The sequence below is a fragment of the Lewinella sp. genome, from assembly GCF_050633125.1.
In the GTDB taxonomy this organism is placed as follows: domain Bacteria; phylum Bacteroidota; class Bacteroidia; order Chitinophagales; family Saprospiraceae; genus Lewinella.
In genome coordinates this window covers 20,520-37,980 of sequence record NZ_JBOEFX010000019.1, presented here as the reverse complement: position 1 = coordinate 37,980, position 17,461 = coordinate 20,520, and the positions used below count along the sequence as shown (strand labels likewise).

The following is a 17,461-nucleotide window of genomic DNA, read 5'->3' as shown; positions in this document are numbered from 1 at the left end:
CTTGAACGCTTTCTGACGCCCTGGGTAAAAGAGGTTTTGGCCAATGCCCAAAAAGAAAGTGAAGCGTTTGAGGCAGAGCAGACTCCTTTCCGCCAACGACTACCCATTATCTGGGCGGAAGTGCTGAATATTTTAAAGGGAGTCATTCCTTATGTCATAGTAGGTATTGCTATCGGTGGCTTAATGCACGGCTACATTCCGGAAGGCTTCTTTGAACAGTACATGAATAAAGAAAATCCTTTTGCGGTGCCTATTGCTACTATTCTTGCGGTACCCATGTATTCTAATGCCTCAGGCATATTACCTGTTGCGCAAGTATTGGTGAGCAAAGGAATTCCACTCGGTACAGCCATTGCTTTTATGATGGGCGTCGTAGGGCTGTCCATCCCGGAAGCTATGCTTCTGAAGAAGGTAATGAGTCTAAAACTTATCGGCATATTCTTCGGAGTAGTGACGCTTTGCATCATTGTTTCGGGCTATGTCTTCAACATGATTTTTTAGAATTTTTAAATAATTAACTAATGAAAGTTTTCCATTTTCTCGTCTTTGCTTTATTGTTTTTCACGTCTTGCCAAGCACAGGACAAAAGCAAAACAATGGCTTCTGACGAAACCGTTAGCAAAATCGAAATCATTGATTTCCACACGACACATCGTTGTCAAACCTGCTTGAAAATTGAAGCCAATACCGAAATGTTGCTTGAAGCAGACTTCAAGGAGCAAATGGATGCAGGAACCTTAAGTTTCCAAACCGTAAACATCGACGACGAAGCCAATTACGAAATGGCCGAACGTTTTGAAGCGGCAGGAACAGCCTTGTTTATCAATGTGATAAAAAATGGCCAGGAACAACACATTGATTTAACGGACTTTGCTTTTATGAAAGCATTTGACGACGAAGCATTCGCGACAGAATTAAAAGCCAAGATTGACGAACAATTAAAAACACTCTAAATGGATTTTTTGCAATCCTTAATCGGGCAATACAACATCCCTTTATTGTCTGCCTTTGTGCTGGGGCTTATGACCGCCATAAGTCCCTGCCCATTGGCAACCAACATTACTGCTACTGCCTTTATTTCAAAGCGCATCAGCAACAAACGTAAGGTTCTATTAAGTGGAGCTTTATATTCCCTTGGGCGAGCATTTACTTATACCGTTATTGGGTTGGTGCTTTATTTTGGTGCAAGCAAATTTCATATCCAGCGCTTTTTCAGTCAAAATGGCGAGAAATACCTTGGTCCACTATTGATTATTATTGGCTTAATCATGCTGAATGTCATTCGGCTAAACTTTTTAGGAAAAACATCTTTTGAAGAACGCTTTTCTGAAAGATTTAAAGATAAAGGATTATTAGGTTCCTTCTTGCTCGGAGTACTCTTTGCCTTGGCATTTTGCCCCTATAGTGGTGNNATCGAGCTCATCGGGTCTATATCTGCCTTTCGTTTTTGCAATAGGCACAGGTTTGCCCGTCATTCTATTCACCTACCTCTTGGCTTTTGGCGCACATCGGATAGGCAGTGTTTATCAGAAAATTCAGACGATTGAGAAATACATGAGGTATGTAGCGGGCGTTGTATTCGTTTTGGCTGGCCTCTATTATGTGCTCATTTTTGCAGGGCTTATTTAGCGTAATCAATCACCAAAACACGATAAAACATTTCTGAAGTCGGTCATCCTTGTATTTTATCCAAACCAAGGGGGATCGTTTATTTTTTAAGTCTTTTTCAATGATTGCTAAAGCAGAAGCGTAGGTGATCCACTCTACATTATGATTTGGCACAACGAGCCAATCTAGTTTTGTAGGAATAAAAAACTCAAGCGATCTAAATAGTTCTAACTTAGTGTAAGAGATATAAAAACCCGCCATGCAACCACTATTCAAAGGGCTGACATCCCTCTTACTATCCTGGTAGGGTAAAAACAATTGCGCTTTAAAACACAGTTGCTGCTTGATCGACTTTGGGTCCAGGTTATGGTTTTTCAGATGAATTTTGGTCAATTCATTATGCAGTAAAGGAAACTGTTTATTGTGGAGTTTACCCAATTTATAAAACAAACTATCTTTCCGGTTTGGACCAATCCAATAGGCCAATGGCTCATCATGATTTTCCAGGGTGTCCAACAGGTAAAACTTATAGGCAACTTCTAAATGAATGGGGATTCCTTCATAATAATACAAGGCGTCAATTTCCCCGACGGTTTGTTTCCCCTTTTGAATCTGCAGATTATCACAAATCCAAGAGACCTCCTTTTGATTTTTTAATTGGTAAAAAACGAACTCTTCTACAAGCTTGCCCAAGCGTTGGTTTTTAAAAACTGTGGTATCATCAATAGCGTCAGTATTGCTGGCTAGTTCAATCTGTTTGAACGGAGACACCGGACCGTTAGTCCAAAGCGACGGAGTAGAAAGATAGCCTTGATAACGTAACTGTGTCTTTGTGTCCATTGATTGCTGAAAGTACGAATTATCTCTTCTTTCACCGCTTCTGCCGTCAGGCAAAACTTGCCCCCACCATAAAGTAGCCCCCCATGACAAGCCCTTCAACGCAGTTCAAGCGGCTAAAGTCCAGCTTAAAACACAACATTTGTCATAGAATCCAACTACCTTCGTGCCAGAATACAAAAGCGTCAGCGAATAGAAAAATTATGGCAACATTTTCCGAATTAGGGATAAGAAAGGCTTACATAAAAGCACTGAAAGAACTGAATATTATATTTCCTACCAAAATCCAAGAAGAAGTAATACCTACCCTTTTAGGAAAGAAGACCGATTTGATTGGTTTAGCACAAACGGGAACTGGAAAAACAGCGGCTTTTGGACTACCTCTCTTGCACTCCATTGATCACTCTAAAGCAGAAGTACAAGGCTTAATCATTGCTCCTACACGTGAGCTTGTACAGCAAATTAAAAAGCAACTCTTCAAATTCACCAAGTACATTGATGGAAAGATTTTTGTAGAAGGCATTTATGGTGGAGAGAAAATAACCAAGCAAATCAGGGCGCTAACCCGGCCCACTCACATTGTTGTCGCTACCCCTGGGCGTTTGCTTGATTTGGTGGAACGTGAAGCCGTAGATATTTCCAATGTTAGAACATTAGTACTCGATGAAGCCGATGAAATGTTGAGCATGGGCTTTCAAGAAGAGCTGAGTCAAATCCTGGAATACAACACCTCTAAGCGGAATACCTGGTTGTTTTCTGCGACGATGCCAGAAGAGATCAAGCAGCTCATCGAGGGCACCATGTCCGCTGATGTCATTAAAATTGAAGTGAACAAAAATGCATCCGTTAATGAAAATATTTCACATCATTTCATTAACACCAACATTAAGGACAAAACAAATATAATTATCAGGCTTCTTAATAGAAGAAAAAAGGAGAGGGGCGTTATATTTTGTAGAACCAAAGCAGGGGCAAATGCATTGGCAAAAGAATTGCAAGACAACGGTTTTGCAGTTGCTGCACTAGAAGGTGATATGCTCCAGAAAGAACGTGACAAGGTCATGCGTGCTTTCAAAAATGAAAACCTCCAAGTTTTAGTGTCTACCGATATTTCTGCAAGAGGTATAGATGTGAACAACCTCGCTTTTGTGCTGCATCATCAATTACCCGATCATATCGATTATTATACACACAGAAGTGGCCGAACGGCTAGAGCCGGAAATACAGGACAGTCCATTGCTTTGGTCATTTCTGGCGAAATGAAAAAAGTGCTTGAGATTCAAAAAACTTTAGGTATTAAATTCAAAGAAATGGCGATGTAGCTGGAAAGCGAAGAGCATGTTCGGGAATTAAAGCTATACTTCTTACAAAATTGTCTATATTGACTCGAAGCCTATTTCAAATAGGCTTGACTTTAGCCTTTTGGCGAAATTTCCTAACAAACTCCAGGTACTAATGGCAGATAGTTTTAATAAAAAAGAACGTGAGAAAAAACGACAGAAAAGAAAGAAAGAAAAAGCAGAAAAGAAAGAAAGAAAAAAATCAGATAACTCGAAGCCAATCGAGTTCATGTACCTCGATGAAAATGGCCACCTGACCGCTGAAAAGCCTGATTTATCACTGAGAAAGAAGGCGAAGTTAGAGGATATTGAAGTCAGCACGCGTAAGCAAGAAAAGTCTGATGAATCTAAGTTCACGAAAGCAGGCGTTGTCAAGTTTTTCAACACCGAAAAGGGTTATGGCTTTATAGCGGAAAAAGAAACTGGTGAAAGTTACTTTGTCCATGCAGATAGTTTAATTGACGAGGTCAAAGACCATGACAAAGTGAGCTTTGAAATTGGCAAAGGCCCCAAAGGCCCGATAGCCATTGAAGTTAGGATACTATCAGAATAAGGGAGTTTGTAATAAATAATCTACGCAAAGGGCGTAGGTTATTTATTGCCTTACCCCTCCTCTCTAATCTACAAGTGAGCTACTAATAAAAAATCATGAAACTAAATCTCCTGTCTTGTGACGCTCAAAGGCCCGATAAAAGAGCAATAGCTCAGTGTATAGCTGAGATTTCGGCTAACATGGACGACTCTTTAGCAAGAGAATTGACGGATATTCTCTTAGAAGGTGACCTTGTAGATATAGAGGTAGATGGTAAAAATACAAGCTCTGCTTTTAGAGCATTACGCAAGCTAGACATCGACTACGAAATTGTAGAATGAGGTGAATTCATAACTTCATGCGCTACCTACTCTACACCACCCCAACAGAGGTATTTTATTACCAGGAAATCATCCATTCCGTACTTAGAGCCTTCGCGGCCAAAGCCGCTTTGTTTGACGCCACCAAAGGGAGCCACTGCAGTGGAGATCATCCCGGTATTGATGCCTACCATTCCGTATTCCAGTGCTTCGGCTACGCGCCAAATGCGGGCGTAATCCCTTCCGTAAAAGTAGGACGCCAAACCAAAAGGCGTGTCATTGGCCATCTGGATGACCTCTTCTTCTGTCTCAAACTTGATAACCGGAGCAATAGGGCCAAAAATCTCTTCTGAGCTAATCTCCATACTCGGTAATACGCCTGTCAACACGGTGGGTTCGTAAAAAGAGCCAGCGTCATTCATGGCATTTTGTTTCCCCCCTGTTAATACTTTCGCGCCTTTGGCGATGGCATCATCTACCAATCGCTGTACTTTTTCCATCGCCTGACTGTTGATGAGCGGACCAATGCTTACCCCATCATCCATGCCGTTGCCAACTTCCAATTCACGAGCCGCTTCGGCGAGTTTTCGAGTGAATTCTGCGTAAATACCCGCCTGCGCATACACACGATTGGCACAAACACAGGTTTGTCCGGCATTGCGATACTTCGAGGCGATAGCACCTGCTACGGCGGCATCTAGATCGGCGTCATCGAACACAATGAAAGGAGCATTTCCGCCCAGTTCCAGCGAAAGCTTTTTTACAGTGTCAGCACTCTGGGCCATCAACAATTTACCTACCCGAGTAGATCCCGTAAACGACAGTTTTCGTACCAATGGGTTATCGGTCAGCTCCTTCCCTACTGCTGCCGGCTGGCGAGTGGTAATGATATTGAGCACACCGGGAGGGAAGCCGGCTTCTTCGGCCAATACCGCCAGCGCCAGCGCCGAAAGCGGCGTATCCTCAGCAGGTTTTATAACCACGGTACAGCCAGCAGCCAATGCGGGGGCTACCTTGCGGGTAATCATTGCATTGGGAAAATTCCATGGTGTAATGGCCGCAGCTACACCAATAGGCTGCCGAATAGTCATGATGCGTAGCCCTTTTCCGTGACCGGGAATGACATCACCATATACCCGCCGGGCTTCTTCTGCAAACCACTCTACAAAAGAGGCGCCGTAGCGAATTTCCCCCTTAGCTTCTGCAAGCGGTTTGCCCTGTTCGGTGGTGAGCAGTACAGCCAGGTCGTCTAGGTGTTCCATCTGCAATGCGTACCATTTTTTTAAAATAGTCGCCCGCTCGGCGGCGGTCTTGTCACGCCAAGCCGGAAACGCCGTAGCTGCAGCCGTAATGGCTGCCTTGGTTTCCGCAGCCCCCATATCAGGCACGGTTCCAATAGACGATCCATCAAATGGGTTCGTAACAGGAAAGGTCTTACCGTCAATAGCAGTTACCCATTTTCCGTTAATGAGCGTCGTATCTTGAAGGAGTGAACTGTTTTTTAATATCATTTTCTTGTTTTTTCAATCTTGCAATCTTTGGTTACTCAGGCGCTAATAAAAGTTGATCATTTTTTTGTAATTTGGTTCAGTGCCTTTTAGCGCGTGTTTAGGATGATTTCGTAACAAGAATCAAACCTCAAACATGTTCTTAGCTGCGCAAACTAACCAGATCTACCAAATTATGTCTACCAACCTGAGTGAACTCTCCGGCCGGAAGGGGCTAAAAAACAACCTCTTCGACAAAATGGGCCAGCTCGCCCAAGATACAGGTACGCCCAGCCCGGAGGCCCTCGAAGAACTGGCCAACGAATTCCTCGTCGGGAAGGCCAACACCTATGGAACGGCGACCTTCTATGACTTCATGAAACCCGAAAATAAGGGTAAAAAAGTGTATGTCTGTAATGGAACTGCCTGTTTGTGTGCCGGAACACAAGACAAGGTGATAGAGACCTTGAAAACGAATTTCGCAGCAGACGAAATTGGGCACATGACCTGCCTCGGCCGTTGCCATGAAAATGGCGCTTTTCATTATGAAGGGAAAAATTATTCGGGTACAGCCATTAGCGAATTGCAAGATATTTTGCAATCCGATTCGGATAAAAACCAAGATGGCTACACGGCCAAAGCCAACGGGACGGCCATCCTCACGCAGCCTTTCACCAATATTACGGCTTATTATGCCCCGTTTCGAGCAGCCTTGCAAAAAGATGCCGCCGATGTGCTCAACGAGATCAAAGATGCTGGCGTTCGCGGGCGCGGTGGCGCTGGTTTCCCTATAGGCTTAAAACTGGAATTTTGTCGTAAAGAAGAAAGTGACACCAAGTTTATCATTTGTAATGCAGATGAAGGCGACCCTGGTGCTTATTCAGATCGCTATCTGCTGGAACAACAACCTCACTCGGTACTCTTCGGCATGCTCATCGCGGGCTACGTGACCGGTGCGGCACACGGTATTTTATACATTCGGGCAGAGTATCCGGAGGCCGTAAAGATCACGCAAGCAGCCATCGACGAGCTACGAACCGAAGGCCTGATTGGAGAAAACATCACCAATAGCGGGTTTGATTTTGATTTTAAAATTATCCAAGCTCAGGGTTCGTATATCTGCGGCGAAGAAACCGCCCTGATCAACTCTATCGAAGGGCAACGCCCGGAGGTACGTGTGCGACCACCGTATCCCGCTCAAAACGGCTTGTTCAATAAACCCACTGTCGTCAATAACGTCGAGACGCTGGCTACCCTTCACTATATTTTGGAGAACGGTGGCGCGGCCTGGAAAGCTATCGGCACCGACCGTTCTTCTGGCACCAAGCTGGTTAGTCTTGATGGTCTGTTCAACCACCCCGGCATCTATGAAGTAGAAATGGGCACCCCACTCACAGCGGTCATCTACGACTTGGGTGGTGGCTTTAATCGGCCAGTAAAAGCCTTACAGATTGGCGGCCCTTTAGGCGGCCTGGTTCCTATTACCAAAATAAGTAAGCTAACGATTGATTTCGAGTCCTTTTCACAAAATGGCTTCCTCTTGGGGCATGCTTCCATTGTCGCTGTTCCCCAGGATTTCCCTATCATGAAGTTTATCGAACACTTGTTTGATTTTGCAGCCTACGAGAGCTGTGGGAAGTGCTTCCCCTGTCGACTAGGCACCAAAAGAGGACAAGAACTGGCCACTAAAGCGCTAGAGTCCGACTATAAGATTGACCGGAAACTATTTACAGATTTACTGACCACCCTGGAACAGGGATCACTCTGCGCACACGGAGGAGGAATACCCTTGCCGGTGCGAAATGCTTTGCAGTACTTTGAGGAAGAGCTGAAGGAATATTTTAATTAAGAGCATGTTTAGGACTTGTTCCTACCAAACCAGCAGTTCTCACTTTGACTTTTTCTAGCCACGGAGACACGAAGACACGGAGGTTCTTATTGGATATCCCCTAAAAAAACTCCGTGTCTTCGTGCCTCTATGGCAATTGTTCTGCAAAGTGAGAATTACTGCTACCAAACAAAATCAAGATGGTCCAAAAAAGTGAACAATATTCAGACGCCACCACCACCTTCGCCTTTGTCGACGGGCGTCCTTTCTCCATCATTCCGGGCGAGACGATTCTCTCCTTTCTTAAAAGGCATAAAGGCGAAAACCTGGTGCCCACGCTTTGCGACGCACCAAACTTAGATCCCTTTGGTGCCTGTCGGGTCTGCAGCGTAGAGGTGGCATTGGAACCCGATGGCCGACGCAAAACCATGGCCTCTTGCCATACGCCCATCGCAGAAGGACAACATATTTTTCCCAGTTCTCCGGCTATCCAAGATTTACGGAAGAACATCATCGAACTCGTCCTTACCGACCACCCGCTCGACTGTCTGACCTGTGAGGTAAATGGCAATTGCGAGCTGCAGACCGTAGCTGCCCAAGTAGGCATCCGCGATGTACGTTATCCGGAAGGAGAAAACCACCTACACCGGGAAAAAGACCTGAGCCATCCTTACATGACTTCGGATCTTTCAAAATGTATCAATTGTTATCGCTGTGTGCGGGCCTGTGATGAAGTACAAGGAGAATTTGTCCTTAGTATGGCTGGCAGAGGTTTTGATTCAAAAATTGTCAAAGGTATTGACCAATCTTTTATGGATTCTGATTGTGTAAGTTGTGGCGCTTGCTCTCAGGCTTGTCCTACATCTGCCATCTCGGATATTTTCCAGTCCAAGGCCATCACGGCTACCGAAACCACGCGCACCATCTGTACCTACTGTGGTGTCGGCTGCAACCTGGAGGTCTCTACCACCAACGGCGAAGTGGTCAGCATCCGCGCACCTTATGATGCGGAAGTCAACCAAGGCCACACTTGCCTGAAGGGGCGTTATGCTTTCAAGTTTTATGATCATCCTGACCGGCTAACGTCACCTCTGATCAAGCGAAACGGCGTACTTGAAAAGGCAACTTGGGACGAGGCCTATGATTACATCGCAAGCAAGCTAACGAGCTACAAGGCCGAATTTGGCCCTGACTATATCGCCGGTATTTCTTCTTCTCGTTGCACGAATGAGGAAAACTACCTGATGCAAAAATTCATCCGCGCCGTCATTGGCACCAACAACATTGACGGGTGCGCCAGAGTGTGCCACTCCCCTACTGCTTTGGGCATGCAGCGCACTTTTGGCACCGGCGCTGCGACCAACTCCATCCAAGACCTGCAACACACCAATTGCATTATGGTCATCGGTGCCAACCCAACGGACGCGCACCCTGTGACGGGAGCCAAGCTGAAGCAGTTTTCCATGAAACAGGATAATGTGACCATCGTCATTGATCCTCGCAGAACAGAGCTGGCCCGCTACGCTGATTATCACCTGGCACTGCGCCCCGGCACCAACGTGGCGGTACTGAATATGATGATGCACTATATTCTGAAGGAAGATTTGGCAGACACGAGCTTTATCGAAAGCAGAACCGAAGGTTTTGATGATTTCAAACAGCACCTCCTGCAATTGGACATTGACCAAATGGAAAAAATATCCGGTGTAGATCGGGCATTGGTTAAAGCAGCAGCCATCGCCTACGCATCGGCACCCAACGCGATGTCCTTCCATGGCCTCGGCGTTACGGAACATTCACAAGGAACTTTTGCCGTGATGCAAATTGCCGACTTGGCCATGCTTACCGGCAATATTGGCCGCCCTGGCGTTGGGGTCAACCCCTTGCGTGGACAAAACAATGTGCAGGGCGCAGCCGACATGGGCGTGCAGCCGCATCAGGGAGCCGGTTATCTCGACGTCACCAAGCCGGAGGTCAATCAACAGTACAATGATTTTTATGGGGTGACGGTGCCAACCCACGTCGGCTACAAAATCCCCGAGATGTTTGATGCCGCCCTCGAAGGCAAACTCAAAGCCATCTGGATCATTGGAGAAGATGTGGTTCAAACCGACCCGAACACCCAAAAGGTCATCAAAGCCCTGGAGGCCACCGACCTCGTCATCGTACAGGAACTCTTTATGACCGAAACGGCTAAATACGCCGATGTCGTTTTGCCGGGTGCGTCCTTCCTCGAAAAGAGCGGTACCTTTACCAATGGCGAAAGGCGTGTACAGGCCGTGCGACAAGTGGTCGCCCCACTGCCCGGCACCAAGCCCGACGGACAGATCATCGTCGACATCATGAACCGGCTCGGCTATAATCAACCAGATTATACCCCAGATGGAATGCTGGAAGAGATTTCTCAGATCGTCCCCTTCTTTGCCGGCATTCGTTGGGATGAGTTGGACATCAATGGCAAGCAATGGCCCGTAGCACCCGACGGCACCGATACCCAGATTTTGCACCAAACGGAATTTAAGCGTGGCCTTGGTTATTTTGAATTCAATGCGTTTGAGGAAAGCAAAGAGATCACCAGTCACGGCAAAGACTACCCCTACATTCTGACCACCAATCGGGAACTCGAACACTACAATTGTGGTGCCATGACCCGCCGTACCGGCAATGGAGAAATCCTGAAATCGGACTACCTGATGATTCACCCCGAAGACGCGGCTACCAACTTCATCAACGATGGCGATTACGTCTGCCTGGAATCCCCCCGTGGCAAAGTAGACGTCAAAGCTCGCATCACCGATGAGGTCAACCCCGGTGTGCTGAGTACTACGTTCCACTTTCCGGAGATCATGGTCAACAACATCACCTCCGATATTCACGATTCGGAGGCCATGTGTCCGGAATACAAGGTTGTAGCCGTACGAATTAGGAAGAGTAAGGGGAAGTTTAAGGTGGGGTAATTAGCATCGTAACCACGATAGTTTTTTTGAACCATATAAGGGATTATAAGGTCATTTAAGAAAAAACTAGACGTTCTTAAATGGAGCAAAAAAACACCTCAGAGAGGTGGAATATTGATAGAAGAAGATAAAAACGACGAATCGACCTTGGAGGAGGTCGCATATAGTTATAGTCTGCCAATGTAGGATTTACCTCCGGTGCTACTAGCGTGGTCGCTTCGCGGCTTCTTCGAGGTGTGAGAAGATGAAAAACCTATCCAGCATTTTATGTTTCCAAATGCGCATTCCTCCTATAGCCCCCCCTTCATTGACAAGAAAAATGTATTTTTGGGTACCGTAAAAATTCTGCGAATCTCTCTACATTAAATTACGATGATTACACGCTACTCTCTACTGCTACTATTTAGCTGCTGTTTTTTCCTCCCTTGTTTCTCTCAAAATGTAACCTTTAATTCTCAGGCGGATGTAGATGCCTTTAATAGTGCTACTACCACCATCAATGGAAATTTAACCATAGAAACAACTTTCATTAATGTTAATGACCCTATTTCGGATTTGTCTAATATTCTGAATTTGACTTCGGTTACGGGAAATTTAAGCATAAGCAACAACGATGTATTAACGAATATGGACGGATTCGCTAACCTCTCTTCTATTGGGGGAGATTTAGCCATAAGCGACAACGATGCCTTAACTAATCTGGATGGACTGGCTAACATTTCTACTATTGGAGGAGATTTATCGATATTTAACAATGATACCTTAACCAACCTGGACGGGCTCGCTAACCTCTACGCTGTCGGGGGATATTTACAAATAGCTCAAAACGCAACCTTAACTAATGTGGACGGACTAGTGAATATCTCTGCTGTTGGGGGAAATTTGAGTATAACTGCCAACAGTGCCTTAACCAACCTGGATGGACTGGCGAACATCTCTTCTATTGGGGGAAATTTAGGCATAACCTACAATGGGGCATTAACCAATCTAGGCGGACTGGCGAACCTCACTGCTGTTCAGGGAGATATACAAATAACCACCAACGCTGCCTTAACCAATTTGGATGGACTAGTGAACCTCTCTGCTATTGGGGGATTTTTACAGATAAATAACAACTTTGTCTTAACCAATCTGGACGGACTCGCTAACCTCTCTACTGTTGGAGGAACTTTTCAAATAGTCGACAACTTTGTCTTAACCAATCTGGACGGACTGGCGAATCTCTCTGCTATTGGAGGAAATTTAAGCATAAAATACAACGATATATTAACCAATCTGGATGGACTGGCTAACATCACTGCTATTGAGGGATTTTTAGGTATCTCCTACAACGATGCATTAACCAATCTGGATGGACTGGCTAACATCTCTACTGTTGGGGGATATTTAAGCATATCCAACAACGATGCATTAACCAATCTGGACGGACTCGCTAACCTCTCTACGATTGGGGGATATTTAAACATATTCAATAACGATGCATTAACCAATCTGGATGGACTGGCTAACATCTCTACTGTTGGGGAAAATGTTCAATTATACAGCAACGATGCCTTAACCAACTGCTGTGCCATACAAGTGTTACTTTCCACCCCAGGTGCGATAGGAGGCTCAATAAACATCTTTGACAACCCCTCAGAATGTAGCTCCACCGAGGAGATCATCACAGCACCCTGCACTAGTATCAATATAGCAATAAACGTTCCCTGTATCGGAGCAAATAACGGCTCCATTCAAGTACAAATCACGGATGGTATTGTACCATTTATTTATACTTGGGAAAGGCTGGAAGACGGCCAAGTTGGTAATGGTGAAAGCAATGACCCCAACCTCATCATCGAAAATCTCGGTGCAGGCACTTATAATGTGACCGTTACCGATGTGGCAGGAGCCGAGTTCATTCAGGAAAACATTGTTTTAATCCCCGTACCTGGTTCTGTCTTTGAAATCATTGAACTCACCACGACTAATAGCTCTAATGGTGTTAGCAATGGCGCCATTCATTTGAGCGTTGCTGGCGGGATGCCTCCTTATGACCTGACTTGGTCGGGGACTAGCACTGGCACGCAAATGGATCTTACGGAACTCCCATTCACCATCCCCTCGCTTTCACAAGGGGAATATGAAATAACGGTAGCAGATGCTCTTGGTAATCAGCAAACCATCAGCATCACTTTATTAGATGAAACCGTGCCTGTTTTCCCCTGCATCCAACCGCTTGATATCGTCATCCTCAATGACGTATCGGGCTCTGTGGATACAGTAGAATATGAGGAATCCAAGCAGTTTTTTGTAGATTTCCTCCATGCGGCCAATATCGGTTCGGCTCCTGATGAAAGCCGTGCCGCTATTATCGAATGGTCCTCGACAGACGAGCAGGCCATCCAAATTCCAATGACTGGTGACGTTTCTGTATTACAGAACTATATTAATTTCGATCGTTCATTTGATGGTGGTACAAATCCTCTCGCTGCGCTTAGTCTCGGAGAAAATTACCTGGGTAGTGTTGCACGACCAGATGTAGAGCGGGTTTTGATATTGTCTACCGATGGGAACGGAGGGCAGATTAGTCCTTCTCTCATTGCTTTAGCTGACCAATACAAAGCTGCTGGTTATCATATTATCACCATTGCTTTTGATGGCGCTTTTGCTAACACCTATACGCGTGATCTTCTACGCCAAGTTGCATCCATTGACCTATTAGCACCAGGCGCGCCCGCCTATTCACTACTAGATCAAAACTTGGCAGAAAACATTGTTAACCTCTACTTGTGTCCGATTGATCCAGGCAGTTCAGCGACGGTATACTTCGACCGAGATGGTGCCATTGACATCATCGACATGGTAGCCAATGGTGGCTGCCCTACGCCCAATAATATAACGGTGACGTTCACCATCGAAGCTTTGCAGGAATTGTCCATCCCGCCGGGTACGCCCGTTACTTTTTATTACAATAACCCTGCTTTATTTGGCGCGACCCCCATTTTGACCTGGATCGTTCCTTGTGCCATTCCTGCGGGTACCACCGAAACCTATACGGTCACCCTGCCCGTAACGGGTACCGCGAATATTTTTGCGGTCTTGAACGACGACAACAGCCAGGGGCCGCCGATCAGCTTTCCGATTACCGATTTAGACGAATTGGCTTGGTCTAACAATAGCAGTAACGCCACCATCTGCACGGAACCGCTGCCTACTTTACAAGCATTAAAATACACGACTACGCCCACCCCTATTTGCAACAACACGATTATTTACACGGTGGATGTATGTAACATCACCGATCTCGATGCCATGGGAGTTATCGTTACGGATGATGCACCAGACGGTTTTGTGCTGCTCCATACCGTGGTGAATAACAATGGCTGTGCTACGGATAACAACAGTTCTTTTGACATTCCTGGCGGCTGTTGCGTATCCATTACCTACACCTACGATGCCACCAATGCCGCAAATGGCAACTACAACGATCAGGATGTAACACTATCCGGTGCGATCAATCAGATTTACCTCGATTTTGATGGCGCCACAACGGCACAGGAGGATGTACTCATTGATGGCACAATTGACTGTCCATCTACGACTATCACCTTCACCAAAGAAGTGAATGTCACCGATATTTGCGAAGATGCTTTTGTCGTCTACACCTTCACCATTGATAATCAATTGAACGTCCCACTGCAAGGACTGTACCTGACGGATATTTTGCCTTCCCCAGTGGAATGGGTGTTTCAACCCTACAACCTAAATGGCCTAAGCATCAGCAATTCCAATTTTGTAGAGGGGAATGCAACGTTCATTATTGATGAAGTAGATGCCAATACGATAGCCCATTTTTCAATGGATGCTGCTTTAGGAGACTGGCTTTCCGATGGTGTATTAAATAATCTAGCAACTTTAGGCAACGTGCCCGATTTAGAAAATGGGGGCATCCAGACCTTAACCTCCAATACCGTGACGACCAATGTTTCGGCAGCACCGGAAATTGAAGTAAATCAAACCTTCAATTGTAGTGACAACACTGTAAGTTTATCCGCAATATTGAATGGGCAAACCAGTACAGCATGGTCTTGGGTTGGTATTGGTGATGGCACATTTAATGATAATACGGCCGCTTCTACCATTTATACCCTGGGAAATGAAGACATCAACAATGGTGGGACAATTTTATCCGTCGCCGGAAATTCTGATTGCGGAGAAACGAACCAAACCGTACAAGTGATATTGGACACGCTGGCGGTTGTTCCAGTCACACTGGAAACTTGCCAAGGACAGACGGTTGATTATGCCGGAATGACTTTGTCTATTGGCGATACGGAGGATTTTACTTTTCAAAATAGCGTTGGTTGCGACTCCATCGTTTCCGTATCCGTAATCGCCTTACCAACAAGTACCCAAGCTTTAACCCTGGAAACCTGCCAAGGACAAACCATTGATTATGACGGAACGACGCTGTCACCAGGCGATGTACAGGACTTTACTTTTACCAATAGCTCAGGGTGTGATTCCATCGTTGCCGTATCCGTAATCGCATTACCAACAAGCACCGGAGCTTTAACAATCGAAACTTGCCAAGGACAGACCATTGATTTTGCCGGAACGGATTTGTCTGTAGGTGATGTACAGGATTTTACATTTCCAAACAGCCTCGGTTGCGACTCCATTGTGTCAGTAACAGTGACCGGACGACCAAGTACGAGGGAAGAATTAACTTTTGAAACCTGCACGGGGCAGGCCATCGAGTACAACGGAGTCTACCTATCTGCTGGGCAGGAACGAACCTTTATTTATGAAAACAGCTATGGCTGCGATTCGCTCATCACGGTTATCGTCAACGGCAAAGGGCCTACAGAAACAGTGTTTGTTCCAAATATTTTCAGCCCAAACAATGATGGTATCAATGATTGTTTTGAGGTTTACACTAAAGCTGGTTTAGCTTTTCAAAATTATAGCATGCAGGTATACGACCGCTGGGGAGGTCTTGTTTTTAGTGCTACCAACCCCAATACCTGCTGGGATGGTGACGTAAGAGGCAAGCCCGCCGCAACAGGCGTTTATGTTTGGGTTTTAGAAATGGGAACACAAGCTTGCGCAGAATTGGAAACCCTAAAAGGAGATGTCACTTTGATCCGGTGATGACGTCCTGTGATCGTCCTTGCTCTACTCGAAGTTTAGAAGAATCTTCACAAGCCTTGGTTTCTCACTTAATGACACCTGTGCGATGCTTCTTTTTGCCAAGCAAAAAAGATTTATCTTTCGAACCAGATCATCCAGCCTAAATGCTGTTCTTTAGCCAATATCAAGCATGAAACACATCGCAAAAAGTATTCCTAAAAAAGGGAGCCTGACAAACGGTGATTCCTATAACTTCTTTGAAGACAGCACCGTTACAATTGCTGTCGTTGCGGATGGTGTGGGTGGAAATGCCTGCGATTGGAAAGCATCTGAACAAGCATGTCAAGATTTAGTGCTTTTTTATCAAAACGAATACCGCTCCTTGGGTATAAAAGAAGGAATTGCCCATAGCCTGAAAAAAACCTATGATAAAATTTACCAGACAAAAGGAAAGTGTGAAGGAATGTTGACTACCTTAATTGCTATCATAATTGACAAGGTGACCAACGAATATTTCTATTTTGGCATTGGCGATAGCCTAATCCTGAAGTTCGAAAACGATACCATTGAAGAACTAACACCTGAATGTGCTTTTAAAATCCACCCTGACCTACTCCCTAGTAAGGTTAGAGACGGTGGAGAATTAACTAAAAACACTTCTTTTGCATTAATGACCGACGGAATTTCTACCAATAGAAAGAGATACCGGGAAGAATTAGCATTAGTCCTCAATTCGGAAAACTGGGAGCGTAAATTTGATCAAATCATGCAATTAAATCAGTTAACCCAATTCGACGACATGACGTTAATGCTACTAAAAAGATAAGCGCCTATTTCCATGAAAAATCTAGCCCCAACAATACATTTACAGTTACCCTTCCAATTCGACGTAAGTAAATTACAAGACGAGCTAAAAGCCATTTTAAAAACGAAGTGGGTGCCACATTTCAATACAGATGGATACGATGGAAAATGGAATTCAATAGCCCTATATGCCAAGGATGGTGATCCATCGAATATTTCCGCTACAGGTGGTGACCATCTAAAGGAAACCGCCATCCTAAACAACAGCCCCTACTTTAAAGAAGTGATCAACCAATTCAAATGCCCTTTACTCTCGGTACGATTATTAAAGCTGGAAAAAGGGGCGTTTATAAAACCTCATCGCGACTATAAACTGGGCTATGAGGACGATAACTTCAGACTCCACATCCCTATAATCACTAACCAGGAGGTTAACTTCATTCTTGATGGATCAAGGATAGAAATGAAGGAAGGCGAATGCTGGTATACGAATGTCAACTACATCCACTCCGTTTCGAATAATGGCCCAGCAGACAGAATTCACCTTGTTATTGATGGAGAAAGGAACAGCTGGTCAGACGACCTGTTCTTTTCCTTAGCACCAAAAGAGAGTTTCTTCCCCGAAGAAAACAG

12 protein-coding genes and 1 pseudogene are annotated in these 17,461 nt (G+C 45.2%); 11 read left to right on the top strand and 2 right to left on the bottom strand.

Translation table 11 applies throughout. From position 1 onward, the window contains the following. The 3 genes and pseudogenes from ACRBG0_RS04965 to ACRBG0_RS04955 all read left to right on the top strand — a co-directional run. On the top strand, positions 1 to 501 hold a 501-nt coding region (locus ACRBG0_RS04965; protein WP_431485803.1), incomplete at its 5' end, for a permease. Between the two features lie 20 nt (positions 502 to 521). Next, the gene (locus tag ACRBG0_RS04960) at positions 522 to 953 is read left to right on the top strand and encodes a nitrophenyl compound nitroreductase subunit ArsF family protein (protein ID WP_431485802.1); all 432 of its coding nucleotides are present in this window, start codon (positions 522 to 524) and stop codon (positions 951 to 953) included. After that, positions 954 to 1,410: pseudogene (locus ACRBG0_RS04955) on the top strand (aromatic aminobenezylarsenical efflux permease ArsG family transporter); the annotation flags it as partial. Positions 1,411 to 1,638: 228 nt separating this feature from the next. Here the strand turns inward: ACRBG0_RS04955 and ACRBG0_RS04950 are convergent. Beyond that, positions 1,639 to 2,448, bottom strand: a complete 810-nt coding sequence (locus tag ACRBG0_RS04950) for a DUF1853 family protein (protein WP_431485801.1) — start codon at positions 2,446 to 2,448, stop codon at positions 1,639 to 1,641. A 200-nt stretch (positions 2,449 to 2,648) separates the two neighbouring features. Between ACRBG0_RS04950 and ACRBG0_RS04945 the strand changes: the two genes are divergently transcribed. The 3 genes from ACRBG0_RS04945 (at position 2,649) to ACRBG0_RS04935 (ending at position 4,658) form a co-directional block, all read left to right on the top strand. Further along, positions 2,649 to 3,767, top strand: a complete 1,119-nt coding sequence (locus ACRBG0_RS04945; protein WP_431485800.1) for a DEAD/DEAH box helicase — start codon at positions 2,649 to 2,651, stop codon at positions 3,765 to 3,767. A 133-nt stretch (positions 3,768 to 3,900) separates the two neighbouring features. After that, positions 3,901 to 4,338 carry a cold-shock protein gene (locus ACRBG0_RS04940; RefSeq protein WP_431485799.1) on the top strand — a complete coding sequence of 146 codons (438 nt, stop codon included), beginning with the start codon at positions 3,901 to 3,903 and terminating at the stop codon, positions 4,336 to 4,338. A gap of 95 nt (positions 4,339 to 4,433) precedes the next feature. Continuing rightward, complete coding sequence (locus tag ACRBG0_RS04935) at positions 4,434 to 4,658, top strand: hypothetical protein (protein ID WP_431485798.1); 225 nt, start codon at positions 4,434 to 4,436, stop codon at positions 4,656 to 4,658. Positions 4,659 to 4,684: 26 nt separating this feature from the next. Here the strand turns inward: ACRBG0_RS04935 and ACRBG0_RS04930 are convergent, their stop codons facing one another. Continuing rightward, positions 4,685 to 6,148 carry an NAD-dependent succinate-semialdehyde dehydrogenase gene (locus ACRBG0_RS04930; protein WP_431485797.1) on the bottom strand — a complete coding sequence of 488 codons (1,464 nt, stop codon included), beginning with the start codon at positions 6,146 to 6,148 and terminating at the stop codon, positions 4,685 to 4,687. Between the two features lie 172 nt (positions 6,149 to 6,320). On the opposite strand from ACRBG0_RS04930, the gene ACRBG0_RS04925 reads away from it, so the two are divergent. The 5 genes from ACRBG0_RS04925 to ACRBG0_RS04905 all read left to right on the top strand — a co-directional run. Next, positions 6,321 to 7,973 (top strand): NADH-ubiquinone oxidoreductase-F iron-sulfur binding region domain-containing protein, encoded by a 1,653-nt coding sequence (locus tag ACRBG0_RS04925; RefSeq protein WP_431485796.1) that lies wholly within the window; start codon positions 6,321 to 6,323, stop codon positions 7,971 to 7,973. Positions 7,974 to 8,152: 179 nt separating this feature from the next. Continuing rightward, positions 8,153 to 10,909 (top strand): formate dehydrogenase subunit alpha, encoded by a 2,757-nt coding sequence (fdhF, locus tag ACRBG0_RS04920; protein WP_431485795.1) that lies wholly within the window; start codon positions 8,153 to 8,155, stop codon positions 10,907 to 10,909. A 372-nt stretch (positions 10,910 to 11,281) separates the two neighbouring features. Further along, positions 11,282 to 16,045 carry a gliding motility-associated C-terminal domain-containing protein gene (locus ACRBG0_RS04915; protein WP_431485794.1) on the top strand — a complete coding sequence of 1,588 codons (4,764 nt, stop codon included), beginning with the start codon at positions 11,282 to 11,284 and terminating at the stop codon, positions 16,043 to 16,045. A 169-nt stretch (positions 16,046 to 16,214) separates the two neighbouring features. Then, the gene (locus tag ACRBG0_RS04910; protein ID WP_431485793.1) at positions 16,215 to 16,850 is read left to right on the top strand and encodes a protein phosphatase 2C domain-containing protein; all 636 of its coding nucleotides are present in this window, start codon (positions 16,215 to 16,217) and stop codon (positions 16,848 to 16,850) included. Between the two features lie 12 nt (positions 16,851 to 16,862). Continuing rightward, on the top strand, positions 16,863 to 17,461 hold a 599-nt coding region (locus ACRBG0_RS04905; protein ID WP_431485792.1), incomplete at its 3' end, for an aspartyl/asparaginyl beta-hydroxylase domain-containing protein.

Bases quoted from the DNA above. Each gene is read 5' to 3' on its own strand.
- ACRBG0_RS04910 (WP_431485793.1), top strand. From the start codon at position 16,215: ATGAAACACATCGCAAAAAGTATTCCTAAAAAAGGGAGCCTGACAAAC.
- ACRBG0_RS04950 (WP_431485801.1), bottom strand. From the start codon at position 2,448: ATGGACACAAAGACACAGTTACGTTATCAAGGCTATCTTTCTACTCCG.
- ACRBG0_RS04925 (WP_431485796.1), top strand. From the start codon at position 6,321: ATGTCTACCAACCTGAGTGAACTCTCCGGCCGGAAGGGGCTAAAAAAC.
- ACRBG0_RS04935 (WP_431485798.1), top strand. From the start codon at position 4,434: ATGAAACTAAATCTCCTGTCTTGTGACGCTCAAAGGCCCGATAAAAGA.
- ACRBG0_RS04945 (WP_431485800.1), top strand. From the start codon at position 2,649: ATGGCAACATTTTCCGAATTAGGGATAAGAAAGGCTTACATAAAAGCA.
- ACRBG0_RS04960 (WP_431485802.1), top strand. From the start codon at position 522: ATGAAAGTTTTCCATTTTCTCGTCTTTGCTTTATTGTTTTTCACGTCT.
- ACRBG0_RS04930 (WP_431485797.1), bottom strand. From the start codon at position 6,148: ATGATATTAAAAAACAGTTCACTCCTTCAAGATACGACGCTCATTAAC.
- ACRBG0_RS04940 (WP_431485799.1), top strand. From the start codon at position 3,901: ATGGCAGATAGTTTTAATAAAAAAGAACGTGAGAAAAAACGACAGAAA.
- ACRBG0_RS04915 (WP_431485794.1), top strand. From the start codon at position 11,282: ATGATTACACGCTACTCTCTACTGCTACTATTTAGCTGCTGTTTTTTC.
- fdhF (WP_431485795.1), top strand. From the start codon at position 8,153: ATGGTCCAAAAAAGTGAACAATATTCAGACGCCACCACCACCTTCGCC.